General features: G+C 72.0%; 22 protein-coding genes and 1 pseudogene. 13 read left to right on the top strand and 10 right to left on the bottom strand.

Annotated features, from left to right (window positions below):
- Window positions 1-4: 4 nt before the first annotated feature.
- Window positions 5-2,467, top strand: a complete 2,463-nt coding sequence (gene pheT / locus ACH442_RS25450) for a phenylalanine--tRNA ligase subunit beta (RefSeq protein WP_396340606.1) — start codon at window positions 5-7, stop codon at window positions 2,465-2,467.
- 308 nt (window positions 2,468-2,775) lie between these two features.
- Here the strand turns inward: pheT and ACH442_RS25445 are convergent, their stop codons facing one another.
- The 6 genes from ACH442_RS25445 to ACH442_RS25420 form a co-directional block, all read right to left on the bottom strand.
- Complete coding sequence (locus tag ACH442_RS25445) at window positions 2,776-2,946, bottom strand: hypothetical protein (protein ID WP_396340605.1); 171 nt, start codon at window positions 2,944-2,946, stop codon at window positions 2,776-2,778.
- A 54-nt stretch (window positions 2,947-3,000) separates the two neighbouring features.
- A complete protein-coding gene (locus ACH442_RS25440; protein WP_396340604.1) occupies window positions 3,001-3,780 on the bottom strand; it encodes a DUF4253 domain-containing protein in 780 nt (259 codons plus the stop codon).
- 32 nt (window positions 3,781-3,812) lie between these two features.
- Window positions 3,813-4,559, bottom strand: coding sequence for an SDR family oxidoreductase (locus tag ACH442_RS25435; protein WP_396340603.1), 747 nt, complete (start codon window positions 4,557-4,559; stop codon window positions 3,813-3,815).
- A 66-nt stretch (window positions 4,560-4,625) separates the two neighbouring features.
- Entirely contained in the window at window positions 4,626-5,372 is a 747-nt protein-coding gene (locus ACH442_RS25430) for a GNAT family N-acetyltransferase (RefSeq protein ID WP_396340602.1), read from the bottom strand.
- Between the two features lie 143 nt (window positions 5,373-5,515).
- Window positions 5,516-5,884 carry a hypothetical protein gene (locus ACH442_RS25425; RefSeq protein ID WP_396340601.1) on the bottom strand — a complete coding sequence of 123 codons (369 nt, stop codon included), beginning with the start codon at window positions 5,882-5,884 and terminating at the stop codon, window positions 5,516-5,518.
- Window positions 5,885-5,929: 45 nt separating this feature from the next.
- Window positions 5,930-6,487, bottom strand: a complete 558-nt coding sequence (locus ACH442_RS25420) for a TetR family transcriptional regulator (protein WP_396340600.1) — start codon at window positions 6,485-6,487, stop codon at window positions 5,930-5,932.
- Between the two features lie 151 nt (window positions 6,488-6,638).
- Between ACH442_RS25420 and ACH442_RS25415 the strand changes: the two genes are divergently transcribed.
- Window positions 6,639-7,982 carry an FAD-dependent monooxygenase gene (locus tag ACH442_RS25415; RefSeq protein ID WP_396340599.1) on the top strand — a complete coding sequence of 448 codons (1,344 nt, stop codon included), beginning with the start codon at window positions 6,639-6,641 and terminating at the stop codon, window positions 7,980-7,982.
- 44 nt (window positions 7,983-8,026) lie between these two features.
- Here the strand turns inward: ACH442_RS25415 and ACH442_RS25410 are convergent, their stop codons facing one another.
- Window positions 8,027-8,704 carry a vancomycin high temperature exclusion protein gene (locus tag ACH442_RS25410; protein WP_396340598.1) on the bottom strand — a complete coding sequence of 226 codons (678 nt, stop codon included), beginning with the start codon at window positions 8,702-8,704 and terminating at the stop codon, window positions 8,027-8,029.
- Window positions 8,705-8,779: 75 nt separating this feature from the next.
- Here ACH442_RS25410 and ACH442_RS25405 point away from each other — a divergent pair, with 75 nt between their 5' ends.
- Window positions 8,780-9,469 carry a GNAT family N-acetyltransferase gene (locus tag ACH442_RS25405; RefSeq protein ID WP_396340597.1) on the top strand — a complete coding sequence of 230 codons (690 nt, stop codon included), beginning with the start codon at window positions 8,780-8,782 and terminating at the stop codon, window positions 9,467-9,469.
- 103 nt (window positions 9,470-9,572) lie between these two features.
- Here ACH442_RS25405 and ACH442_RS25400 read toward each other — a convergent pair.
- Window positions 9,573-9,710: pseudogene (locus ACH442_RS25400) on the bottom strand (class I SAM-dependent methyltransferase); the annotation flags it as partial.
- A gap of 118 nt (window positions 9,711-9,828) precedes the next feature.
- Window positions 9,829-12,075, bottom strand: a complete 2,247-nt coding sequence (locus ACH442_RS25395; protein WP_396340596.1) for a glycoside hydrolase family 3 N-terminal domain-containing protein — start codon at window positions 12,073-12,075, stop codon at window positions 9,829-9,831.
- A gap of 220 nt (window positions 12,076-12,295) precedes the next feature.
- On the opposite strand from ACH442_RS25395, the gene egtA reads away from it, so the two are divergent.
- Genes egtA through egtD form a run of 4 tightly spaced genes read left to right on the top strand, consistent with a single transcriptional unit; the run spans window position 12,296 to window position 16,552 of the window.
- Window positions 12,296-13,537 (top strand): ergothioneine biosynthesis glutamate--cysteine ligase EgtA, encoded by a 1,242-nt coding sequence (gene egtA / locus ACH442_RS25390; RefSeq protein ID WP_396340595.1) that lies wholly within the window; start codon window positions 12,296-12,298, stop codon window positions 13,535-13,537.
- Entirely contained in the window at window positions 13,534-14,829 is a 1,296-nt protein-coding gene (egtB, locus tag ACH442_RS25385) for an ergothioneine biosynthesis protein EgtB (protein WP_396340594.1), read from the top strand. The genes egtA and egtB overlap by 4 nt, the downstream gene beginning before the upstream one ends.
- Complete coding sequence (gene egtC / locus ACH442_RS25380; RefSeq protein WP_396340593.1) at window positions 14,829-15,569, top strand: ergothioneine biosynthesis protein EgtC; 741 nt, start codon at window positions 14,829-14,831, stop codon at window positions 15,567-15,569. The genes egtB and egtC overlap by 1 nt, the downstream gene beginning before the upstream one ends.
- Complete coding sequence (gene egtD / locus ACH442_RS25375; RefSeq protein ID WP_396340592.1) at window positions 15,566-16,552, top strand: L-histidine N(alpha)-methyltransferase; 987 nt, start codon at window positions 15,566-15,568, stop codon at window positions 16,550-16,552. The genes egtC and egtD overlap by 4 nt, the downstream gene beginning before the upstream one ends.
- A gap of 240 nt (window positions 16,553-16,792) precedes the next feature.
- Here the strand turns inward: egtD and ACH442_RS25370 are convergent, their stop codons facing one another.
- Window positions 16,793-17,023, bottom strand: coding sequence for a hypothetical protein (locus tag ACH442_RS25370; RefSeq protein WP_396340591.1), 231 nt, complete (start codon window positions 17,021-17,023; stop codon window positions 16,793-16,795).
- Between the two features lie 82 nt (window positions 17,024-17,105).
- Between ACH442_RS25370 and ACH442_RS25365 the strand changes: the two genes are divergently transcribed.
- The 6 genes from ACH442_RS25365 to argF all read left to right on the top strand — a co-directional run bounded on the left by ACH442_RS25365 (window position 17,106) and on the right by argF (window position 23,484).
- Entirely contained in the window at window positions 17,106-18,113 is a 1,008-nt protein-coding gene (locus ACH442_RS25365) for a hypothetical protein (RefSeq protein ID WP_396340590.1), read from the top strand.
- A gap of 177 nt (window positions 18,114-18,290) precedes the next feature.
- A complete protein-coding gene (gene argC, locus ACH442_RS25360) occupies window positions 18,291-19,292 on the top strand; it encodes an N-acetyl-gamma-glutamyl-phosphate reductase (RefSeq protein WP_396340589.1) in 1,002 nt (333 codons plus the stop codon).
- Window positions 19,289-20,458 carry a bifunctional glutamate N-acetyltransferase/amino-acid acetyltransferase ArgJ gene (gene argJ, locus ACH442_RS25355; RefSeq protein ID WP_396340588.1) on the top strand — a complete coding sequence of 390 codons (1,170 nt, stop codon included), beginning with the start codon at window positions 19,289-19,291 and terminating at the stop codon, window positions 20,456-20,458. The genes argC and argJ overlap by 4 nt, the downstream gene beginning before the upstream one ends.
- Window positions 20,455-21,321, top strand: a complete 867-nt coding sequence (argB, locus tag ACH442_RS25350) for an acetylglutamate kinase (RefSeq protein WP_396340587.1) — start codon at window positions 20,455-20,457, stop codon at window positions 21,319-21,321. The genes argJ and argB overlap by 4 nt, the downstream gene beginning before the upstream one ends.
- A gap of 73 nt (window positions 21,322-21,394) precedes the next feature.
- Window positions 21,395-22,549 (top strand): acetylornithine transaminase, encoded by a 1,155-nt coding sequence (locus ACH442_RS25345; RefSeq protein ID WP_396340586.1) that lies wholly within the window; start codon window positions 21,395-21,397, stop codon window positions 22,547-22,549.
- Window positions 22,546-23,484, top strand: coding sequence for an ornithine carbamoyltransferase (gene argF, locus ACH442_RS25340; RefSeq protein WP_396340585.1), 939 nt, complete (start codon window positions 22,546-22,548; stop codon window positions 23,482-23,484). Before ACH442_RS25345 ends, argF begins: the two co-directional genes overlap by 4 nt.
- Window positions 23,485-23,489: the final 5 nt, after the last annotated feature.

Here is a 23,489-nt window from a genome sequence, read left to right as displayed (position 1 = left end):
AGCGATGAAGACGTCACTGTCGTGGCTGCGTGAATACGTCGCGCTGCCCGCTGACCTCACCGCCGAGCGGCTCGACCAGGCGCTGAACAACCTCGGCATGGAGGTCGAGTCGATCGTCGACCAGGCCGCCACGATCCAGGGTGACCTGGTCGTCGGCCGGGTGCTGACCATCGAGGAGCTGACCGGTTTCAAGAAGCCGATCCGTTTCTGCACCGTCGACGTCGGACGCGAGGCGCCGCAGGAGATCGTCTGCGGCGCGCGCAACTTCGCCGAGGGCGACCTCGTCGTGGTCATCCTGCCCGGCGGTGAGCTGCCCGGCGGGTTCAGGATCGGTGCCCGCAAGACGTACGGCCGCAACTCCAACGGCATGATCTGCTCGGCTCGCGAGCTGGGCATCTCCGACGAGCACGACGGCATCATCGTGCTGCCCTCGGGCACGCCGGGTGCCGACGCGCGCCCGGTGGTGGGCCTCGACGACGTGCTGGTCGAGGTGGAGATCACGCCGGACCGCGGCTACGAGATGAGCGTTCGTGGTATCGCCCGCGAGCTGGCCACTCATTTCACCGTGTCCTACAAGGACCCGGCGGCCATCGGCATCTCCGCCAGGACCGACAATTCGCTGTACGACCTGACCGTCGACGACACCGTCGGCTGCGACCGCTTCTCGGCGCGGATCGTGCGTGGCATCGACCCCGAGGCGAAGTCCCCGGAGTGGATGCAGCGCCGCCTGATCCAGTCCGGCATCCGCGCCATCTCGCTGCCGGTCGACATCACCAACTACCTGATGCTCGAATTCGGTCAGCCGATGCACGTCTTCGACCTGCAGCGCCTGCGCGGCGGCCTGGTCGTGCGCCGGGCCCACCCGGGCGAGAAGCTGACCACCCTCGACGGTGTCGCGCGGGTGCTCGACGCCGAGGACATGGTGATCTGCGACGAGACCGGTCCGATCTCGCTCGCCGCGGTGATGGGCGGCGAGACCAGCGAGTGGCAGCCGGGCACCGTCGACGTGCTCCTCGAGGCCGCCCACTGGGACCCGGTGATGGTCGGGCGCACCGCCCGCCGGCACAAGCTGTTCAGCGAGGCCGCGAAGCGCTGGGAGCGTGGCGTCGACCCGCAGCTGACCCTGGCCGCGCTCGAACGGGCGGTCGCGATCCTGGTCGAGCACGCCGGTGGCACCGCCGACGAGCGGGTCCTCGACCTCGACCACGTCGCCCCGCCGGCCGCGATCCACCTGCCGGCCGACCTGCCGACCCGGATCATCGGCCTGCCCTACACCCAGGACCGGACCGCCGAGCTGCTCACCGCGGCCGGCTGCACGGTCGCCGGCACTGACGTCGTGCCGCCGAGCTGGCGGCCCGACCTGCTCACCCCGATCGACCTGGTCGAGGAGGTGGCGCGGCTCGGCGGCTACAACGACATCCCGAGCGTGCTCCCGCCGGCCACGGCCAGCAACGGTCTCACCCCGTCCCAGCGCCGCCGCCGGTCGGTGGGCCGGGCGCTGGCCGAGAACGGCTACGTCGAGGTGCTGTCCTACCCGTTCGTCGCGCCCGGCACGGCGGACCAGCTCGGGCTGGCCGCCGACGACCCGCGGCGCAGCGCGGTGCGGCTCACCAACCCGCTCTCCGAGGAGGAGCCGCTGCTGCGCACGAGCCTGATCGGCCCGCTGCTCGGCACGCTCAAGCGCAACCTGGGCCGCGGCCACCGCGACGTGGCCCTCTTCGAGGCCGGCACGGTGTTCCTGCCGCACCTGACGCCGGCGGCCCCGCAGCCGCTCGGCGTCGACCGGCGCCCCACCGACGAGGAGTGGGCGCAGGCCAACGCGATCGTCCCCGAGCAGCCGTGGCACCTCGCCGCGGTCCTGACCGGTGACGCCGAGCCGTCCGGCTGGTGGGGTGCGGGTCGCGCCGCCACCTGGGCCGACGCGGTCGAGGCGGCACGTGTCGCGATCAGCGCCGCGGGTGTCCGCGACGACCGGGTCACGGTCCGCGCGGCCGAGCACGCCCCGTGGCACCCGGGTCGCTGCGCCGCGATCCTCGTCGACGGCACGGTCGTCGGCCACGCCGGCGAACTGCACCCGGCCGTCGTCTCCGCGCTGGACCTGCCGAAGCGCACCAGCGTGATGGAGATCGACCTGGACGCCCTCCCGGACGCCCCGATCGTCGACGCTGTCCACATCTCCACGTTCCCGCCCGCCCTGATCGACGTGGCCCTGGTCCTCGACGCCTCGGTCCCGGCCGAGGAGGTCCGCACGGCCCTCGTCTCCGGGGCCGGCGAGCTGCTGGAGTCGGTCGCGCTGTTCGACGTCTACGAGTCCGCGCAGCTGGGGGAGGGGAAGCGGTCGCTGGCCTACAAGCTGACGTTCCGCGCGCCCGACCGCACGCTCACCTCGGAGGAGACCATCGCCGCCCGGGACGCCGCGGTCGCGGTGACGGCCTCCCGCTTCGGGGCCACGCTCCGCGGCGCCTGATCCGCTCGGCACCAGGGAAGCCCGCGGCTCCATGCCGCGGGCTTCCCCTTTCCGGTACGCCGTGAACCGCCCGCCTCGACTCACCCGCGCGCCGCATCCCAGCGCCGTGGCTCGCACTGAGTCCGCGCCCGCGCCCGCGCTTGCCGCGCCCGCGCCCGCGCTTGCCGCGCCCGCGCTTGCCGCGCCCGCGCCCGCGTTCGCCGCGCCCGCGCCCGCCACGCCCGCCACGCCCACGCCCGCCACGCCCACGCCCGCGCTTGCCGCGCCCGCGCTCGCCGCGCGCCCGCGCCCCGCCGAGCCAAAATGCGTCAGCCTCTGGGTCTGATGCGGTCGCGGCTGCTGCCTGACGGGGTGGCGCCGTCGACGGTGACGGTGTCGCCGCCCAGGGCGGCCACCTCGCGCAGGCGCCGGCGCAGCCGGCTGAGGGCCAACCGGATCGCACCGGCGGCCCGCGTCGCGGACACGGGAATCTCGCTCATGTCCCCGACGGTGAATCCTTCAGCTGAGACCGACCAGTTCAGGCTGAAGAAATCTCAGTCCCACCAGAACCCCCACTGCTCGGCGCCGAGCAACTCCTTCGCATACTCCTCCAGCGACCCGGTGCCCTGCGTGATGTTGTCCGGGCAGAAGCCGAGATGTTCCGCCGCGACCAGCCGCGCGTGCTCGATCTCCCGCGGCGGCGCCGCCACGCTGAGGACCATCGTGTCGAAGCCGAGCGCGACCAGCCGTGCCCCGAACCGCTCCTCCCAGCTGCGCAGGACCGCGGAGATCATGGCGGTGTCGTTCTCGTGGTTGAGTGGCCCGGACCAGCCGATGGCCGCCGGCGCGTCCGCGCCGCGCGAGCACGGGACCAGCCCGAGCCGCGCCCCGGCGGCCCGATCGAAGTCGGCGAGCAGCTCCGCCGACTCGACGGCGTGCTCCTCGGGATCCGTCCCGATCGCCCCGGGCGGCGCGAGCCCGGGCCATCCGTCCCGGAACGGGGCGATGACCTCGCCCACCTCCGCCAGCTCCTCCTCGAGCGGCATCTGGCCCTCGAACCACATCCGGAGCAGCGCGGACACGTCGTGATCGCCGGGTCTCGTCCGGATCAGCTCCGGAAGCAGCTCGCCGCTCTCCCACGGCCGCATCGGCGTCGAGGTGCCCAGCCCCTGCAGGAGCAACGGCCACAGCCCGGTCTCGCCGCGCTGTGCGTGCACCGTGCTCCACCAGCCGGACTCGACAGGTGTCTCGCTGATCCAGAGCAGTCCTTGAGCCGACCGCCACGCGCCGCGGGCCGGATCGTTCGTGAGGGCAGGTCGCCGCTTGGAGAACATGCCCGCACGCTAGCGACCGGGTCCGACATTTCTCAGCCGAGGGTGTGACCGCCGTTCACGATGATCCGCTCGCCGGTGACGAAGCGGGACGCGTCCGACGCGACGAAGGCGACCACCTCCGCGATCTCCTGCGGCGTCCCCATCCGGCCGAGCGGCACATCCGCGGCGTATCCCGCCTTGTCCTCCGCCGTCACGTCGTCGTGCCGTTCGACCGGGATCCAGCCGGGCGCGACCACGTTCACGGTCACGTTGTGCACGCCCAGCTCCCGCGCCCACGTCTTGGCCAGCGCCAGCTGCGCTCCCTTGGCCGCGTTGTAGGCGGAGGCGCCGGGGAGAGCCCGTACCGGAGAATCCGACCCGATGTGGATGAACCGGCCACCGCCGAGCGCCCGCATCCCGGGCAGCGTGGCCTGCAGCAGCAGCGTCGGGCTCTTCACGAAGAACTCCAGCTGGTCCAGATGATCCCGCCAGCTCACCTCCTCCGCGGGCCGGGCCGGCTGCGGCCCGGTCGCGTTCGCCACCACCACCTGGATCGGCCCGAGACGAGAGGCGACGTCAAAAGCCATTTCCCGTACGGCGTTCTCGTCCGTCACGTCGGCCCCGACCGCCACCGCCCGCCCACCGGCCGCCTCGATGTCCGCCACGACCCGCGCGGCTCCCTCCGCGTCGGACCGGTAGTTCACCGCCACCGGCCACCCGTCCGCCGCCAGCCGCCGCGCGATGTGCGCGCCCAGCCCTCGCGATGCTCCGGTCACCAGGGCCACACCGTTGATCGTCACGCTGCCACCCTAGCGACGACCCCGCCGCTGTCCGGGGCAGGACAACGGCGGGGGAGGCGTGAAGGGTCAGTCCTTGGCGATGTAGAGGCGCTGGCCGGACGGGCGGAAGCCGACCCGCTCGTAGACCCGCCAGGAGTCGTCGCCGGACGCTTCCAGCCAGGCCACGTCGTTGCCGGTGGCGAAGAGGCGGGACGTGAGGGCGGCGGTGACGGCGCCGGCCAGGCCGCGGCGGCGGAACTGGGGGCGGACGGCGATGCCGGCGACCTCGCTGAGGCCCTCGTCCGGGGCGACGGCGGTGCCCCCGCCGGCGTACTGGCCGTCCAGCGTGCGGGCGGCGACCTGCAGGCCGCCCTTCGCCCGGTTGCGCCGGTAGCGGTCGACGTCGGCCGGGGTGGCGCTGAACTCGCCGCCGAACGACTCGTTCTGGGCGGAGATCATGCCGGCGAACTCCTCGTCCGTCGACGGCTCGAACAGCTCGAAGCCCTCCGGGACCGGCGGGACGGTGAGCGTCGACGGCGTGCAGATCAGGTACTCGTTGCGGGACTCCACCTCGAAGCCCGCGTCCAGCAGCAGTTTCTCCAGGTCGGGAGCGCAGCTGACGACGTACTCCAAGCGGGGTTTCAAGGTGCCGAAGGCCTGGACCAGGCCGCGGACGTCTCCCGCGGTGATCTCGATGCCGGGAACCGGCGTCGCGTAGTTGATGTGAGGACTGTCGGTGCTCAGATCCAGCCCGAGCACGAACGGCCCGGAGTCGACCGGGTTCGGCCGGTTACGCAGGTTGGCGACGACAGAGCGCTGAATGCGCAGATCCATGATGGGTAGACCCTTCCGAGGGCTGCAGAACGAGAAGAGGAAGCACGAGGAACCCACTGGCGGGCGGCGGGGCAATCATTGGCTTCACTCTTTCGAGCACTCGGGGATCATGCGCGGTGCGCGCGGATCACGAAGGGAACCTATCAGGCCGACGGCTTCGGCGCTGCCGCGGGACTGCGGTGTCCGGAGGTGTCCACTGCCCGTACGCCGAATTGGACGTTGTCCTTGGAGATGTCGACCGTGGCCGTCGCCACCTTGCCGACCGGCACCGCGTGGGTCCAGTCGGGCGCGGTCGTCTCCCGCCAGACCACCTCGTAGCCGGCCAGGCCGGGTTCGGTGCCGAGGGTCCAGCGCAGGGTGGTCTCGTTGGTGAGCAGGGTGGTGTCGATGACGACGTTCCTGGGCGTGCCGGGGGCGTTGGCCAGGGTCCAGAGCGTGGCCGCGTTGACGCGGGCGATGTATCCGAAGTCGCAGAACTCGACCAGGTCGCCGAACTGCACGCCGTCGACCACCTTGACGTCCTGATGCTCGTGGGCGAAATTCCACGGTCGTCGATGTCAGGCGGCGCCGCTCAGGTAGCGCTGGACGGTCGGGCCGAGCCAGGCGATCGAGGCCTCCCGGTCCAGGTCGACGACGGGCGGCAGGCGCAGCACGAACCGGCACAACGCGAACCCGAGGATCTGCGTGGCGATCAGCCCGGCCCGGGTCGCCGCGGACGCCGGATCGGGGGCGACCCGGGCCGCGATCGGGCCGACCTGCGCGGCGAAGATCTCCCGCATCCGCTCGGCGGCGGCCTCGTGCGTCACCCCGGAGCGCAGCAGCGCCAGCAGTTTCTCGTCGCCGGCCCAGCGGTCCAGGAAGTGCGCGACCAGTGCGGCGCCGTAGTCCTCGGGCGGCACTCCGTCCAGGTCGGGCAGGCGCAGGTCGAACTCGGCGGCCGCCGCGAACAGCTTCTCCTTGTTGCCGTAGTAGCGCATGACCAGGGACGGGTCGATGCTCGCGTCGGCGGCGATGGCCCGGATGGTGGCCCGCTCGAAGCCGTCGGCGGCGAATCGTTCCCGCGCGGCGGCCAGGATCGCGGCGCGGGTGGCGTCGGAGCGGCGTGGTGCTGTCATGCCCCCAATCTATGCCAACAAGCGTTGACATCCACGGCGGCGTGCTCCAGTTGTCCTCGGCAAGCGCTTGCCAACACCCGTTGACATTCAGAGTGACGTGCCCCTACCGTTGTCAACAAGCGTTGGCCAACAACCGTTGACAGGAGGGGTCATGCACACCACCGTGGCAATCGCCGGAGCCGGCCCGACCGGCCTGCTGCTGGCCGGCGACCTGGCCCGGGCCGGGATCGAGGTGACCGTCTTCGAACGCCGGTCCGAGACGTCGAACCTGACCCGGGCCTTCGGCGTGCACGCCCGCACCCTCGAGGTGCTCGACGCCCGTGGCCTCGCCGACGAGCTGATCGCCACCGGGGTGAAAGTCTCGCGGCTCCGGCTCTTCGACCACCTCCGGGTCGACCTCGGCTCATTGCCGACCCGCTTCCCGTTCCTGCTGATCACCCCGCAGTACAACGTGGAGAGACTGCTGGAGGAGCGCGCCCGGAAAGCCGGCGCACAATTAGTCCGCGGCGTCGAGTTCGGCCCCGGGACCGCCACCGCCGACTGGATCATCGGCGCCGACGGGGTGCACAGCACCGTCCGCGAGATGGCCGGCCTGCCGTTCCCCGGCCGCTCCGTGCTCACCTCTATCATGCTGGCCGACGTGCGCCTGGCCGACCCGCCGCCGGACGTGCTCGCCGTCAACGCGGTCGGCGACGCGTTCGCGTTCGTCGCCCCGTTCGGCGACGGCTGGCACCGCATCTTCGCCTGGGACCGCCGCCACCAGGTGAGCGACCGTGAACCCGTCACCCTCGACGAAATCCGGGCAGTCACGAGACGTGCGCTCGGCACCGACTTCGGGATCACCGAGAGTCGCTGGATGTCGCGCTTCCACAGCGACGAACGACAGGTCCCGGCGTACCGTGCGGGCAACATCCTGCTGGCCGGCGACGCCGCGCACGTCCACTCGCCGGCCGGCGGCCAGGGCATGAACACCGGCTTGCAGGACGCCGCGAACCTGGCGTGGAAGCTGGCCGCGACGATCCAGGGCTGGGCCCCGCCCGGTCTCCTCGACACCTACCAGGCCGAACGCCACCCGGTCGGCCGGCTCGTGCTGCGTAGCAGCGGCGCACTGATCCGCCTCGCGAAGATCCGCTCGGCCGGCGGGCGCTTCGTCCGGAACACCGCGGGCTCCGCGCTGATGTCCCTGCCGCCGGTCATGCACCGGGCCGCCGGCATCCTCTCCGGCATCGGCATCGCCTACCCGGGCGCGCCACGAGCCGCTGACCTGACCCTGGGTGATGGTGAGCGTCTTTACGAGGCGCTCCGATCCGGGCAGCACATCCTGATCACCGACGATCAAACCCTTCCCGGGTACGGCGACCGCCTGCGCCTCGCCGCCCCGGTGACTCCCTCGGGGGTGGCCGCCCTGATCCGCCCCGACGGTCACCTGGCCTGGCAGGGCCCCGTGGCCGAAGCCCCGTCCGCGACCCGCCGTCACCTCACTCCCCTTCCCTGACCGGGGCCGCAGCGGCTGGCCCCCGGGCGCGTGTCAGGCGGAGCTCAGGCGCGCGCCACCGCGGTCTCCACTCCGCTCTCGTGCGGCCCGAGGAAAACCGGGTCCCGCCCACTGGTCACGTCCCAGGCAGCCTTCACCGCCGCCGCCCACTCCCGCATCTGACCGCGCGCCCACAACGGCTCGTAGACCCGAGCGGTGTCGTCCCCCACCCCCACCGTCTCGATCCCGAGCGCCCGGCAGAGCGCCACCGCCCGCGGAACATGAAATGACTGGGTGACGACGATCGCCTGCCGCACCCCGAAGACCTGGCCGGCCCGGGCGCACGAGTCGTACGTGTCGAACCCGGCGTGATCCATCACGATCCGATCGGCCGGCACCCCACGGGCGACCAGGTAGACCATCATCGCGCCGGGTTCGTCGTAGGACCATTCCGCGTGGTCGCCGGAGACCAGGATCGCCTTCACCTTGCCGGCTCGGTAGAGCGCGAGGGCGACGTCCAGCCGCGCGGCCAGGAACGCGGACGGCTCCCCGTCCGGGTTGACCTGCGCACCGAGCACCAGCGCGACCGGCGCCGACGGCACGTCCGCCGCCGGGTACACGTGCCCGTCCGAGCCGGCCCGTACCCACAGATTGCTGCCCGCCACGATGATCATGGCGAGCGCGGCTCCGAGGCCGCCGAGAATGATCAGGCGACGCCGGCGGAGGGAGGAGATCTTCGGCACGCGGCCCACTCTGACAGGCTTCGGCAGTGCGCCACCTCCCGGATCCGTGCCGAGCGGATGAGGCAGCATGGGCGCGTGTCGACACAAGATCTTTTCGTCCGGTGGGCGGCCGCCGCCGACGGCGCCCGCGTCTGGCAACGGCCCGGTGCGACGGTCGTGGCCTGCGCGAACCTGGCGCACTGGGATCGGCTGGTGATGAGCGGCAACCCGGCGACCCTGGCCACCCTGCTTCGCGAGGTGATGCCCGAGGTGGGTACGTCGTTCCGTCCGTTCGGCCCGGAGCCCCTGGTCACCGCCGTCGTGGCACGGATGCCGGAGCTCGTCGCCACGGCCCGCTTCGCCTGGATGGAGGTGACCGAGCCGATCGGCCGGGTGCCGTCCGGCGACCCGTACTGGCTGGGCGAGGACGAGTGGCCGGAGGTGGGCAAGCTGCTCGACGAGTCGTTCCCGGACTCGTACGCGCGTCCGGGCGGGACCGGCGTCGCCAGGTGGGCGGGCCTGCGCGACACCGGTGGCCGGTTGCTCGCGGTGGCCGCCGACGCCTGGTCCACCGGCGAGGTCGGGTTCCTGGCCGGGGTGACGACCCGGCCGGAGGCCCGTGGGCGGGGACTGGCCGCGGGCCTGTGTGCGTGGGCGGCCGACGAGCTGCTGGCGGGACGGGAACGGGTGGCTCTGCTGGCGGACTACGACAATGTCGTGGCCGTGGCGACGTACCACAAATTGGGTTTTGCGACCCGAAGGGTTGCCGCCGCGAAGCAGCTCTAGACCCGCCGGGCGGTCCGGAGCAGGTGTTCCCCGCGGCCGGCGCCGGGACGATCGCCGAGGTCGGCCGGCGCCGCGTCGAGGGCGGCGGCGCCACCGTGCCGCCCGGCCGGCACACCCGGAGCAGCTCGTCGGCGCCCTGCTGGTGGTGCGGCGCGAACAGCACGCCGATGCCGGACAGGACCATGTCGAACCCGGCGTCGGCGAACGGCAGGTTCTCCGCGTCGGCCCCGGTCCAGCTCAGTGCGGTGCCGGAGCGCTGCTCGCCGAGCGGTGGACGCTGCTCGTCGCCCGCGAGCCGATCTCCGGGCTCTCGTCATCGACTTCCCGGGGTGAGACGCCGCCGACCGAAGCGAGGCCGTCTAACTCAGCCGGAACTTCGCTGACTGCAGGGCGGACAGGCGCGAGTTCGGCCCGACCAGCAGCTCGAAATCACCCGCCTCCACGACCCGGCGGCCGTCCGCGTCGACCAGCGTGCACTCCGCCGCCGGGATCTCGATCTCCACGGTCACGCTCTCGCCCGGCGGCACGGTCACCTGCCGGTACCCCTTCAGCTCCCGATGCGCCCAGGTCACGCTCGTGACCAGGTCGCTCACGTAGGCCTGGACGGTTTCCAGCGCCGGCCGCGTCCCGGTGTTGGAGAGCCGCACGGTCGCCCGCACCACCCCGTCGGCCGGCACGTCCGGTTCCCCGATGGCCAGCCCGTCGTAGACGACGGTCGTGTAGCTGAGCCCCTCACCGAACGCGAACAGCGGATCCTGCGTCAGGTCGGCGTAACGCGTCCCGTGCTGGCCGCGCAGCTGGTTGTAGTAGACCGGCTGCTGCCCGACGTGACGGGCGGCCGAGACGGGCATCCGCCCGCTCGGCTCGACCAACCCGAGCAGCACCTCGGCGAGGGCCTGCCCGCCGCGCATGCCGGGGTTGAACGCCTGGATGATCGCGGCCGCGCCGAGCGCCGACGGCGGCAGGGACAGCGGCTTGGAGTTGACCAGGACGACGATCATCGGGGTGCCGGTGGCGGCGACCGCGTCGAGCAGGGCGATCTGCCCGCCGATCAGTTCCAGCGTGGCGGTCGAGCAGCCCTCGCCGGTCAGGTTCACGGTGTCGCCGACGACCACGACGGCGTAGTCGGACTCGGCGGCGAGCCGGGCCGCGGCGGCGATCCGGGCGGGGTCGGCCGGGGCGGCTTCGGAGATCCAGGGTCGGGGCTGCCCGTCCGGGAACGTCTCGCCCTCCGGGTCCGGCACCAGGCGCTCGATGTCGGCGCCACGCTCGTGCACCACTTCCCAGCCGGACGGGACGGTCGCCCGGATGCCGTCGAGCACGGTGGTGGTCAGCTCGCGCGGGTGCCCGTCCGGCAGCCAGGCGACCTGCCCGGAGTTGCCGGCCCAGTCGCCGAGCTGCGCGGAGACGTCGTCGGCGTTCGGCCCGAGCACGGCGATCCGGCGGGCCGGGGCGGTGGCGTCGAGCGGCAGCGTCCCGTCGTTGCGCAGCAGGACCAGCGAGCGCCGGGCCACTTCGAGGTTCAGTTCGGTGTGCTCGGCGCAGCCGATGACCGCACGCTGCCGGTCGGCGTCCGGCGTCCGTGGGTTCTCGAAAAGACCCAGTTCGAACTTCAAACGCAGGATGCGCCGTACGGCTTCATCGATGTCGGACTCCGTGAGCAGGCCCCGCTCGATCGCCTGCTGCGCGCCCTCGAAGAAGCCCGGGGTCGTCATGACCAGGTCGTTCCCGGCTTTGACGGCGACCGCGGCGGCCTCCGCGTAGTCGGCGCACACCTTCTGTTCCCAGACCATCCGGCCGACGTTGTCCCAGTCGGTCACGAGCGTGCCCGTGAACCCCCACTCGCCTTTGAGCACGTCGTTGAGCAGCCACTTGTTGGCCGTGATGGGAACGCCGTCCATCGACTGGTAGCCGAGCATGAAGACCTGGCAGCCCTCCTTGGCGGCCCGCTCGAACGGCGGCAGGAACCAGGACCGCAACTTCCGGCGGCTGAGGTCGGCCTCGGTGGCGTCGCGCCCGCCGACGGTCTCCGAGTATCCCGCGAAGTGCTTGGCGGTGGCCAGGATGCCGGTCGGATCGGACAGGCCGTCGCCCTGATAGCCGCGGATCATGGCCGCGCCCAGGTCGCTGATCAGCAGCGGGTCCTCGCCGAAGGTCTCGCCGACCCGGCCCCAGCGCAGATCCCGGGTGATGCACAGCACCGGCGAGAAGGTCTGGTGGATGCCGGTCGCGGAGGCTTCCACCGCGGTCGCCCGTGCGACGCGTTCGAGCAGCTCCGGGTCCCAGGAGGCGGCCATGCCGAGCTGGGTCGGGAAGATCGTGGCGCCGGGCCAGAACGAGTGGCCGTGGATGCAGTCCTCCGCGGTGAGCAGCGGAATTTTCAGTCGGGTGCGGGCCAGGAGTTCGCTCGCCTCGATCAGCTTGGCCGGCGAGGTGTGCAGGATCGAACCGGCCATCCTGTCGTGAATGATCTCGGCCAGGTCCTGGCGGGCGTCGAGCTGCAGCATCTGCCCCACCTTCTCGGGCAGCGTCATGCGGCTGAGCAGGTCGTCGACGCGCTGCTCCACGCGCAGGGCGGGGTCGAGATAGGGGAAGTCGGCGGGCACGCGGGCCTCCGGTCGTCGTGACCGCGAAGCACGGTCTGCCGAACACGAACGACACGGAGTCTTCCAGTCCGGAACCGGTTCCGGCACCCCGCACCGGTTCCGGAACTTTTAGAGCCGATCGACGAGACGTGAAACACGGGGAAACCCCGTGAACCCGAGCGGCGGAACGGCGTCGATCCGGGTAGGGTCGCGGGAGGTTCCTGCGGATCGGAGTTTATCCATGACTCTACGTGACCGTCCGAGGGGGAGCGTGAGCGACACCGAACAGGTGCTGAGAGGCGCCGCCGCGGCGATCGAGCACATCGAGGGCATCTGCTTCAAGACCGGCCCGCCCCGATTCATCGGCGCCGAATTGGAATGGACCACCCACCGCGCCGGTGACCCGGCCGCCTACCTGCGGCCCGAGGAGCTGAGCGCCGCACTCGGCGGGCACGCGCCCGCCAGCCTCGGGAATCCGGAGCCCCGGCCACTGCCTGACGGTGGCACGGTCACCGTCGAGCCCGGCGGCCAGGTCGAGATCTCGTCCGCACCGGCCGAGTCGCTGACCGCCCTGCACACCGCCGTCACCGCCGATCACGCCTACCTCGCCGACCTGCTCGGCCGCGGCGGGATCGAGCTGGGGGAGCACGGCATCGACCCACACCGGGCGCCCCGTCGCATCCTCGACACCCCGCGCTACGCCGCGATGGAACGCGCCTTCGACCACCACGGCCGGACCATGATGGGCAGCACCGCCGGCCTGCAGGTCTGCCTGGACGCCGGGGAGCCGGGCTCGGTCGCCGCCCGCTGGGCGGCGCTGCACGAGTTCGGGCCGCCGCTGGTGGCCCTCTTCGCGAACTCGCGCGGGCACGCCGGGCGCGACACCGGCTGGGAGTCCGCCCGGATGGTGACGTGGCACGGCATCGATCCCCGGCGCACCGCCCCCGCGCTCAACGGCGGGCACGACCCGGCGAAGGACTGGGCGGGCTACGCGATGGACGCCCCGCTGCTCTGCGTGCGCAGCGACGGGGACGACTGGGACGCCCCGCCCGGGTTCACCTTCGCCGACTGGATCGCCGGCAGCGGGCCGATCGGGCGGCCGCCCACCGTGGCCGACCTGGACTACCACTTGAACACCCTGTTCCCGCCGGTGCGCCCCCGGGGCTACCTGGAGGTGCGCTACCTCGACACCCAGCCGGGCGAGCAGTGGATCGCGCCGGTCGCGGTCGTCGCCACGCTGATGGCCGACGACGCGATCACCGCCGAGGCGCGGGAGATCGCCGCTCCGGCCGCGGACCGCTGGGTGGAGGCCGCCCGGGCGGGGCTCGGCGATCCGGTGCTGGGGCCGGCCGCGACCGGGCTCGCGGAGCTCGCCTGCCGGCATTTCGCCCGGACGGGGCTGACCGAAGCCGTACGGGAAAAGGTCTTTGCCGGGATCTTCCGGCGGCTGCGAACGAGAACCGGTGTGGAGGGAAACCCGTGACGACGACCCCTGACAAGAACGCGATCGCGGCGGAACTGGAGCGCAGCCGGGCCCGCACCGCGCTGCTGACCGACGCGGTCGACGAGGACGACCTGACCCGGCAGCACTCGCCGCTGATGTCGCCGCTGGTCTGGGACCTGGCCCACGTCGGCAGCCAGGAGGAGATCTGGCTGGTCCGCGACGTGGGCGGGCGCGAGCCGCTGCGGCCCGACATCGACCACCTCTACGACGCCTTCAAGCACGCCCGCCGGGACCGGCCGGCGCTGCCGCTGCTGGACCCGGCGCAGGCCCGGCAGTACATCGCGCAGGTCCGGGACAAGGCGCTCGACGTGCTCGACCGGGTGCGACTGGACGAGCGGCCGTTGCTCGCCGGCGGGTTCGCGTTCGGGATGATCGTGCAGCACGAGCAGCAGCACGACGAGACCATGCTGGCCACGCACCAGCTGCGCACGGGCGGCCCGGTGCTCTCCGCGCCGCCGCCTCCGCGCTCCTTCACCAGGGTGCGCGGCGAGGTGTTCATCCCGGGCGGCCCGTTCACGATGGGCACCGACACCGACCCGTGGGCCCTCGACAACGAGCGGCCGGCGCACGTCGTGGAGGTTCCGGCGTTCCTGATCGACGCCGGGCCGGTGACCAACGCCGACTACCTGGCCTTCATCGACGCCGGGGGCTACGACGACCCGCGCTGGTGGTCCGAGCGCGGCTGGGCCCACCGCAACGAGGCCGGGCTGTCCGCGCCGATGCACTGGATCGAGCAGGACGGCGAGTGGCATTACCGCCGGTTCGGCCGCGTCGCGGCGATCATCGGCAACGAACCCGTCGTCCACGTCAGTTACTTCGAGGCCGAGGCGTACGCGTCCTGGGCCGGGAAACGGCTGCCGACCGAGGTGGAGTGGGAGAAGGCGGCCCGCTGGGACCCGGAGACCGGACGCTCCCGCCGCTTCCCGTGGGGTGACGAGCCGCCCGGCCCCGAGCACGCCAACCTGGGGCAGCGGCACCTCGCGCCGGCGCCGGTCGGTTCGTACCCGGCGGGCGCGTCGCCGCTCGGCGTGCACCAGCTGATCGGCGACGTCTGGGAGTGGACGTCGTCGGAGTGGCACGGATACCCCGGGTTCTGCGTGTTCCCGTACGCGGAGTACTCGGAGGTGTTCTTCGGCGGCGACTACAAGGTGCTGCGCGGCGGCTCGTTCGGCACGGACGCGGCCGCGATCCGCGGGACGTTCCGCAACTGGGACCATCCGATCCGGCGGCAGATCTTCAGTGGTTTCCGCTGCGCCCGGGACCTCGCCTGATGTGTCGTCACCTGGCCTACCTCGGGCCGCCCGTGCCGCTGTCGTCGCTGCTCTTCGACGCGGCGCACGGGCTGGCCCATCAGGCGTGGGCGCCGCGGGACATGCGCGGGGGCGGGACGATCAACGCCGACGGGTTCGGAGCCGGGTGGTATCCGGCGGCCGGGGGTGAACCGATCCGGTACCGCTCGGCGATGCCGATCTGGTCGGATGCGGCGCTGCCTGGGCTGTCCGCTTCTGTTCATTCCGGCGCGGTCCTGGCGGCAGTTCGTTCGGCGACGGTCGGGATGCCGGTGGTCGAGACCGCTGCGGCGCCTTTTCTCCACGACCGGTGGCTGTTCAGCCACAACGGCGTCGTGCGGGGCTTTCCTGGTGCGTTGGCCTCGCTGGCCGCCGCGCTTCCGGTCGAAGATCTGCTGACCTTGGATGCTCCGACCGATTCGGCGGCTTTGTTCGCTCTCGTCCGGCATCAGCTGCGCGCGGGCAAGACTGCCGAGGAGGCAATCGCCGGGGTCGTCTCCGGCGTCTCAGCGACTTCGCCCGGCTCGCGCCTGAACCTGATCCTCACCGACGGCGAACGGATCATCGCGACCACCGTCGGCCACTCACTCTCGGTCCGCACCACCGCCGGCTCCGTGCTCGTCGCCTCCGAACCGCTCGACGACCACCCCGGCTGGCAGCCGATCCCCGACCACCGCCTCCTGATCGCCACCCCGTCCGACGTGACCCTGGGAGAACTGTGACCTCACTGGAGAAGCACCTCGACGAGCGTGACCTGGCCCGATCCTTGCGCGCCGACGTGCGCGAAGGACTCACCGCCACCCCGAAACGCCTGCCGCCGAAGTGGTTCTACGACGCTCGCGGCAGCCGGCTCTTCGAGGACATCACCCGGCTGCCGGAGTACTACCCGACCCGGACCGAACGGGCGATCCTGACGTCGGCCGCGGCCGAGATCGCCCGGCTCACCGACGCCAAGACGCTGGTCGAGCTCGGCTCCGGCTCGTCCGAGAAGACCCGGCTGCTGCTCGACGCGATGCTCGACCGCGGGACGCTCGGTTCGTTCGTGCCGCTCGACGTGTCCGAATCCGCCCTGCGCGAGGCCGTCGACGCGCTCGGCGGGGCCTACCCGGGCCTGGCGATCACCGGCGTGGTCGGCGACATGACCCGCCACCTGCGACACCTGCCCGACGGGGACAGCCGGGTGGTGGCGTTCCTGGGCGGGACGATCGGCAACCTGGTCCCGTCCGAGCGGGCCGCGTTCCTCAGCGATCTGCGCTCGGTCCTGCACCCCGGGGAGTGGCTGCTGCTCGGCGCCGACCTGGTCAAGGACCCGGGGACGCTGGTGCCGGCCTACGACGACGCGGCCGGGGTGACCGCCGAGTTCAACAAGAACGTCCTCCACGTGATCAACCGGGAGCTGCGGGCCGATTTTGATCCGCTCGCGTTCGAGCACGTGGCGATCTGGGACCCGGCCAGCGAATGGATCGAGATGCGGCTGCGGTCGGGGCGGGACCAGGTCGTACACGTGAAAGACCTTGATCTTGAAGTTGCCTTCGCCGACGGCGAGGAGCTGCGGACCGAGATCTCCGCGAAATTCCGCCGGGCCGGGCTGACCGCGGAGCTCGCCGCGTCGGGCTTCGCCCTCCGCCACTGGTGGTCCGACCCGCAGGAATGGTTCGGCCTCGCTCTGGTCCAGGCCGAGACGATCCAGCCGGTACGTCGGTAACGCCGCCCGTTTCCAGCCGGCCCGGCCCCGTCCGTGCCCGCGCGACGCCCGGCCGGGCCGGGCTCCCCGCCGCGCCACCGGCTCCCGGCTGGGCCACCCGGCCACCGGCTCCCGGCTGGGTCACCGGCTCCCGGCCGGGCCTCACCGTGGTTGTTCGTGCCTCATGACCATGGCGAGGCCCGGCCGGCTCCGCGAGCCGCGGCTGGGGCGGGCGGGCCGGGAGCGCGGGTTGCGGAGTGGTCAGTCGGTGGGGGAGTTGTCGATGCTGGGGGCAGCGATGCCGGCGGCCTCGAGCGCGTCCAGGCGGTTCTCGGCGGCGATCTTCTCCTGCTCGGCGAGCGTGGCGTACTCCGCGAGGACGGCCGGGTCGTCCACGTCCTCGACGTGGTCGAAGAAACGCTGGGTGGTGCGCACGGCCTCGGCGTAAGCCGTGGAGGCGGCGCGCAGCGCGCTGATGGTGTCGTCGGTCATGCGTCCGGCTTACCCGTTTCCCGGCGACGATGTCGACCGATTGCGGGGTGACGCCGCTCGCATCGTCCGTGAGGATGGAGGCATGAGGTTCGATGCGCCGCGACGGCCCGGGTGGCGGGATCTCCGGGCCGAGCTGCGGCGCGGGCTCGCCGAGGGCCGGCTGCCGGCGTTCGGGGCGCCGGATGCGGGCGACCCGCGGTTCGGCGGGTGGGAGATGTCGGACGGGCTGCTGGCCACGGTGACCGTGGAGTACGGGGAGCCCGGCGACTCGTGGCTCGCCGTCGAGGCGGCCCGCTGGACGGGGACGATCCGGTCGGCGCCGGACCTGCGGGACACCCTGAAGGAGTGCCTGCGGACCACCGGCGTGTGGTTCGCGGACGTCACCTGGGCCGAGTCCGAGGCGACCCTGACCGTGGACGGTCAGGCGCTGCCCGCCCGGGTGCTGCGCGCCGGGGACGACTGGTGGGCTGCTCGGGCGGTGCTCGGCGAGGTCGAGGTGGGGCTCACGGCGTACCGGAAAGCACTTGATCTCCGGGTGGTGACCCTGCCGGACGAGACGGTGGCGCGGATGCTGGACGCGCCGCTGGTCCCGCAGCGATGGCCGCAGGCCGAGCTGTCCCGGGAGCCGTCGGATCCCGGCGGCGAACCGCACCGGCGGCTGGTCCACCTGGTGCTGCGCAGCGCCCGGGAGACGGTGGTCTGGCTCGACGAGGGCGGCCCGGCGCCGCGGCAGACGGCGGCCTGGCCGGAGGTGTGGCGGTCGGCGATCCGGCGTCAGGCCGAGTTGTCCGGTGAGCCCGAGGCGGCCGCCGAGGTGGCCATGCAGAGTCTGTTGTCACAGCTCACCCGGTTGCAGTCGGATGCCGCGTGGTTCCGCGAGGACGAGCGGCTGCGGGAACGGGCGATCAGCGAGACGCTGCTTTATGCGACCGGCCTGTCGGAGAACGTGCCGAGCCGGGCCGCGCAGGAGGCGTGGGGCGAGCGGGAGGGTACGCGGCAGTTGCCGCCGCGCCCGGCCGTGGACGGCATCGCCGGGATCGGGGATCACTGGCTGGCAGCCTGGGAGGAGTGGGCGCGGCTGGCCCGTTGAGGCGGCCCGCCCTCTTCGGGTGTTGGCTCGGCTTGCCCTTCGCATGCCTTATAAATCCGTATTTGTCTGGCGGGATGCGCCTTCAGGCGCGATCGTGACTCCGAGCACGCCACGGTTGCCCTGGGCAATGTGAGTTGATACGGTTCTTTGCATAGTCATGCGAAGGTGGGTGTTGTTATGGGAGTCCGGGTAGCGGTCGCCGGGGCAAGTGGTTACGCGGGCGGGGAGTTGCTGCGCCTGCTGGCCGCGCACCCCGAGTTCGACCTGGTCGCGGCGACCGCGCACAGTCAGGCCGGTCAGCACGTGACGTCCGTGCACCCCCAGCTGACCGGGCTCGACCTGACGCTCGGCAGCACCGACGCCGCCACGCTCGGCCAGGCTGACCTGGTCTTTCTCGCCCTGCCGCACGGGCAGTCGGGTGCCGTCGCGGCGCAGCTGCCGGCCGGGGTGAAGGTCGTCGACCTGGGCGCCGACTTCCGGCTGGAGAGCGCCGAGCAGTGGACGCGGTATTACGGTGGCGGCCACGCCGGCACGTGGACCTACGGGCTGCCCGAGCTGCCCGGCGCGCGGGCGGCGATCAAGGCCGCCGAGCGGGTGGCCAACACGGGTTGTTATGCGGCCACGATCATCCTGGCGCTCGCCCCGCTGATCGCCGCCGGTGTCGCCGACCCGGAGGATGTCGTCGTGGTGGCCGGCTCCGGCACCTCCGGCGCGGGCCGCAACGCGAAGGCGCACCTGCTGGCCAGCGAGATCATGGGCGACCTCGCGCCCTACAAGGTGGGCGCGCACCAGCACGTCGCGGAGATCAAGCAGGCCACCGGCGCCGGGTCGCTGTCGATGACCCCGATCCTGGCGCCGATGCCGCGCGGCATCCTGGCGACCGTCACCGCGAAGCGGCGCAACGGCGGCGACCCGCGGGAGGCGCTGCAGGCGGCCTACGCGGACGAGCCGTTCGTCCACGTCCTGCCCGAGGGCGCGTGGCCGCACACCGCCGCCACCTCCGGTTCCAACTCGTGCCACCTGCAGACCACGGTCGATGTCGACTCCGGCCGCATCATCGTGGTCAGCGCGCTCGACAACCTCGGCAAGGGCGCCGCCGGCCAGGCGGTGCAGAACGCCAACATCATGTTCGGTCTGCCGGAGACGGCCGGCCTCAGCGTCTACGGAGTGGCACCGTGACCGTTACCCACCCGAAGGGCTTCAAGGCCTCGGGAGTCGCCGCCGGGCTCAAAGCCAGCGGAAACCCCGACGTCGCCCTGGTCGTCAACGACGGCCCCGACTACACCGCGGCCGCCGTCTTCACCGGTAACCGGGTGAAGGCCGCGCCGGTGCTCTGGAGCCAGCAGGTGCTCAAGGGCGGCGTGATCCGCGCGGTCGTGCTGAACTCCGGCGGCGCCAACGCGTGCACCGGCTCGCAGGGCTTCCGCGACACCCACGCGACCGCCGAGCACACCGCGTCGGTGCTGCGCTCGGCGAAGAAGCTGATGATCGGCCCCGGTGACATCGCGGTCTGCTCGACCGGCCTGATCGGCGAGCTGCTCCCGATGGACAAGCTGCTCCCGGGTGTGAACGCGGCGGTCAAGGCGCTCGCCGCCGACGGTGGCCCGAGAGCGGCCGAGGCGATCATGACCACCGACACGGTGGCCAAGAACGCGGTGGCCCAGCGCGACGGCTGGTCGGTCGGCGGCATCGCCAAGGGCGCCGGCATGCTCGCCCCGGCCCTGGCCACCATGCTCGTGGTGATCACCACGGACGCCTCGGCCGACAACGAGACGCTCGACGCGGCGCTGCGCGCGGCCACCCGGGTCACCTTCGACCGGATCGACGCCGACGGCTGCATGTCGACCAACGACACCGTGCTGCTGCTGGCCAGCGGCGCCTCGGACCGGCAGCCGACGCTCGCCGAGCTGACCGCCGCGGTCACCGAGGTCTGCCACGACCTGGCCCAGCAGTTGATCGCCGACGCCGAGGGCGCCACCAAGCACATCGCGATCGAGGTGGCCGGCGCGGCCAGCGAGGCCGACGCGGTGCAGGTGGGCCGCTCGATCGCCGGGAACAACCTGGTGAAGACGGCGTTCTTCGGCAACGACCCGAACTGGGGGCGCATCCTCGCCGCGGTCGGCACCACATCGGCGGCCTTCGAGCCGGACCGGATCGACGTCGCGATCAACGGCGTGTGGGTGTGCAAGAACGGCGCCGCCGCCGAGGACCGGACCAAGGTCGACCTCTCCGGCCGGGACGTCAAGGTGGTGGTCAACCTGCGCGAGGGCGAGATGAGCGCGACGATCTGGACCACGGATCTCTCGCACGCCTACGTTCACGAGAACTCGGCCTACTCCTCGTGAAAGCGCACGAGAAGGCAGAAATCCTGATCGAGGCCCTGCCCTGGCTGGAGCGCTTCCACGGCGCCACGATCGTCATCAAGTACGGCGGCAACGCCATGATCGACGCTTCGCTGCAGGCCGCCTTCGCCGCCGACATGGTTTTCCTGCGACACGTCGGGATCAAGCCGGTCGTGGTGCACGGCGGTGGTCCTCAGATCAACCGCATGCTGACGAGACTGGGTATCGAGTCCGAGTTCCGCGGCGGTCTGCGCGTCACCACCGCGGAGACCATGGAGATCGTCCGGATGGTGCTGACCGGGCAGGTCGGCCGGGAGCTGGTCGGCCTGATCAACCAGCACGGCCCCTACGCGGTCGGTCTCTCCGGTGAGGACGCCGGGCTCTTCACGGCGGTCCGCCGGGGCGCGACGATCGACGGCGAAGAGGTCGACATCGGTCAGGTCGGCGACGTCGACAAGGTGGACACGTCCGCGGTCGACGACCTGATCGCGGCCGGCCGGATCCCGGTCATCGCGACCGTCGCCCCGGACGTGGACGGCGTGACCCACAACGTGAACGCGGACACCGCCGCCTCCGCGCTCGCGGTCGCGCTCGGCGCCCGCAAGCTCGTGGTGCTGACCGACGTGCCGGGCCTCTACACGAACTGGCCCGACACGTCGTCGCTGACCAGCGAGATCGACGCGGACGCGCTGGCCGGGCTGCTGCCTTCCCTCGAGGCCGGGATGGTGCCCAAGATGGAGGCGTGCCTGCGCGCGGTGCGCGGCGGGGTCCCGTCGGCGCACGTCGTCGACGGCCGGGTCGCCCACTCGACGCTGCTCGAAGTCTTCACGGAAGAAGGAATCGGAACCATGGTGGTCCCCTCATGAGCGAGCTTGCGAGCGAATCATCGAGCTCAGTGATCGACTCATGCCGGCACCGGAGCGAAGCGGAGGTGACGGCATGAGCACGTTGTCCGAGCGCTGGTCGCAGTCGATGATGAACAACTACGGGACGCCGGCGATCGGCCTGGTCAAGGGGGAAGGGGCGGTTCTCACCGCCGAGGACGGCACGCAGTACGTCGACTTCCTCGGCGGCATCGCGGTCAACGCTCTCGGCCACGCCCACCCGGCCGTCGTCGCCGCGGTCACGCAGCAGATCCAGCAGCTGGGGCACGTCTCCAACTTCTTCGTCTCCGAGCCGTCGGTGGCCCTGGCCGAGTTGCTCCTCGCCCTCGCGGGCCGGGCCGGCCGGGTGCTGTTCTGCAACTCCGGCGCCGAGGCGAACGAGGCCGCCTTCAAGATCTCCCGCCTGACCGGTCGCACCCACGTCGTCGCGACCGAGGGCGCGTTCCACGGCCGGACCATGGGGGCGCTGGCCCTGACGGGCCAGCCGGCGAAGCAGGATCCCTTCCGGCCCCTGCCCGGAGACGTCTCGCACATCCCGTACGGCGATGTCGAGGCCCTCCGGAGCGCGGTGACCGGTGAAACCGCGATGGTGATCCTGGAGCCGATCCAGGGTGAGAACGGTGTCGTCGTCCCGCCGGCCGGTTACCTGACCGCGGCCCGCGAGATCTGCACCCGCCACGGCGCGCTGCTCGTGCTCGACGAGATCCAGACCGGCATCGGCCGCACCGGCCACTGGTTCCACCACCAGAGCGAGGGCGTCGAGCCGGACGTCGTGACCCTGGCCAAGGGTCTCGGCGGTGGCCTGCCGCTGGGCGCGGCGATCGCGTTCGGCCCGGCCGCCGACCTGCTCACGCCCGGCCTGCACGGCAGCACGTTCGCCGGGAACCCGGTCTCGTGCGCGGCCGGCCTCGCGGTCGTCCGCACGATCGCCGGCGAGGGACTGCTAGACCACGTCAAGCGGGTCGGTGAGCAGCTTCGGCGGGGGATCGAGGCCCTGAACCACCCGTACGTGAAGAGTGTCCGCGGCGCCGGGCTGCTCCTCGGCATCGTGCTGAACCAGGACAACGCGGCCGACCTCGCGGCCCGCCTGCGCGCCGCCGGTTTCCTGGTCAACGCCGCGAAGCCGGACGTGATCCGGATCGCCCCGCCCCTGATCATCTCCTCCGATCAGGCCGACGCCCTGATCGCTGCCCTGGACGGTATCCGGTGACCCTGCGCCACTTCCTCCGCGACGACGACCTGACCCCGCAGGAGCAGTCCGACGTCCTCGACCTGGCCGCCGAGATGAAGGCGAACCGGTTCGGCTTCACGCCGCTGGCCGGCCCGCGCTCGGTCGCGGTCTTCTTCGACAAGGCCAGCCTGCGTACCCGGCTCTCGTTCGAGGCCGGCATCGCCGAGCTGGGCGGCCAGCCGATCATCGTCGACACGCAGAACACGCACTTCGGCCGGGGCGAGAGCCTGGCCGACGCCGGTCGGGTCGTGTCACGCTACGTGAGTGCCATGGTCTACCGCACGTTCGAGGACGAGCGGCTCGCCGAGCTGGCCTCCGGCGTCGACGTGCCGGTGATCAACGCGCTCTCCGACGGGTACCACCCGTGCCAGTTGCTGGCCGATCTGCTGACCATCCGGGAGCGGCTCGGAACCACGAAGGGCAGGATCCTGGCGTACGTCGGTGACGCCGCCAACAACATGGCCCATTCGTACCTGCTGGCCGGGGCCACCGCGGGGATGCACGTGCGGGTGTCCGGCCCCTCCGGGTTCGACCCGGATCCGGCCGTGGTCGGGCGCGCGTCGGAGATCGCGGCGTGGACCGGGGGCTCGGTCGAGGTGCTGCGCGACCCGCGGGAGGCGGCCGACGGTGCGCACGTCATCGCCACGGACACCTGGACGTCGATGGGTCAGGAGAGCGACGGCAAGGACCGGCTCACCCCGTTCTGGCCGTACCAGATCAATGACGAGCTGCTGAAAGTCGCCTCGCCGGAGGCGATCGTGCTGCACTGCCTGCCCGCGCACCGCGGCGAGGAGATCACCGACGAGGTGATGGACGGCCCGCACAGCGTCGTCTTCGACGAGGCGGAGAACCGTTTGCACGCGCAGAAGGCCCTGCTCGCCTGGTTGCTGGCGGTCAACAATGAGCGACCGTAGGGAGC

Origin of the sequence: Actinoplanes sp. NPDC020271, assembly GCF_044388125.1 — a bacterium.
In the GTDB taxonomy this organism is placed as follows: Bacteria; Actinomycetota; Actinomycetes; order Mycobacteriales; family Micromonosporaceae; genus Actinoplanes.
The sequence above is the reverse complement of the archived record's forward strand: the minus strand, read 5'-3'. Positions and strand labels throughout refer to the sequence as shown.

Coding starts and splice junctions, on each gene's coding strand:
- ACH442_RS25440 (WP_396340604.1), bottom strand. CDS start 3,780: ATGTTCTCCAAGCGGCGACCTGCCCTCACGAACGATCCGGCCCGCGGC.
- ACH442_RS25365 (WP_396340590.1), top strand. CDS start 17,106: ATGAGGTTCGATGCGCCGCGACGGCCCGGGTGGCGGGATCTCCGGGCC.
- ACH442_RS25345 (WP_396340586.1), top strand. CDS start 21,395: ATGAGCACGTTGTCCGAGCGCTGGTCGCAGTCGATGATGAACAACTAC.
- argC (WP_396340589.1), top strand. CDS start 18,291: ATGGGAGTCCGGGTAGCGGTCGCCGGGGCAAGTGGTTACGCGGGCGGG.
- egtA (WP_396340595.1), top strand. CDS start 12,296: ATGACTCTACGTGACCGTCCGAGGGGGAGCGTGAGCGACACCGAACAG.
- ACH442_RS25420 (WP_396340600.1), bottom strand. CDS start 6,487: ATGACAGCACCACGCCGCTCCGACGCCACCCGCGCCGCGATCCTGGCC.
- pheT (WP_396340606.1), top strand. CDS start 5: ATGAAGACGTCACTGTCGTGGCTGCGTGAATACGTCGCGCTGCCCGCT.
- ACH442_RS25415 (WP_396340599.1), top strand. CDS start 6,639: ATGCACACCACCGTGGCAATCGCCGGAGCCGGCCCGACCGGCCTGCTG.
- egtC (WP_396340593.1), top strand. CDS start 14,829: ATGTGTCGTCACCTGGCCTACCTCGGGCCGCCCGTGCCGCTGTCGTCG.
- ACH442_RS25445 (WP_396340605.1), bottom strand. CDS start 2,946: ATGAGCGAGATTCCCGTGTCCGCGACGCGGGCCGCCGGTGCGATCCGG.
- ACH442_RS25370 (WP_396340591.1), bottom strand. CDS start 17,023: ATGACCGACGACACCATCAGCGCGCTGCGCGCCGCCTCCACGGCTTAC.
- ACH442_RS25430 (WP_396340602.1), bottom strand. CDS start 5,372: ATGGATCTGCGCATTCAGCGCTCTGTCGTCGCCAACCTGCGTAACCGG.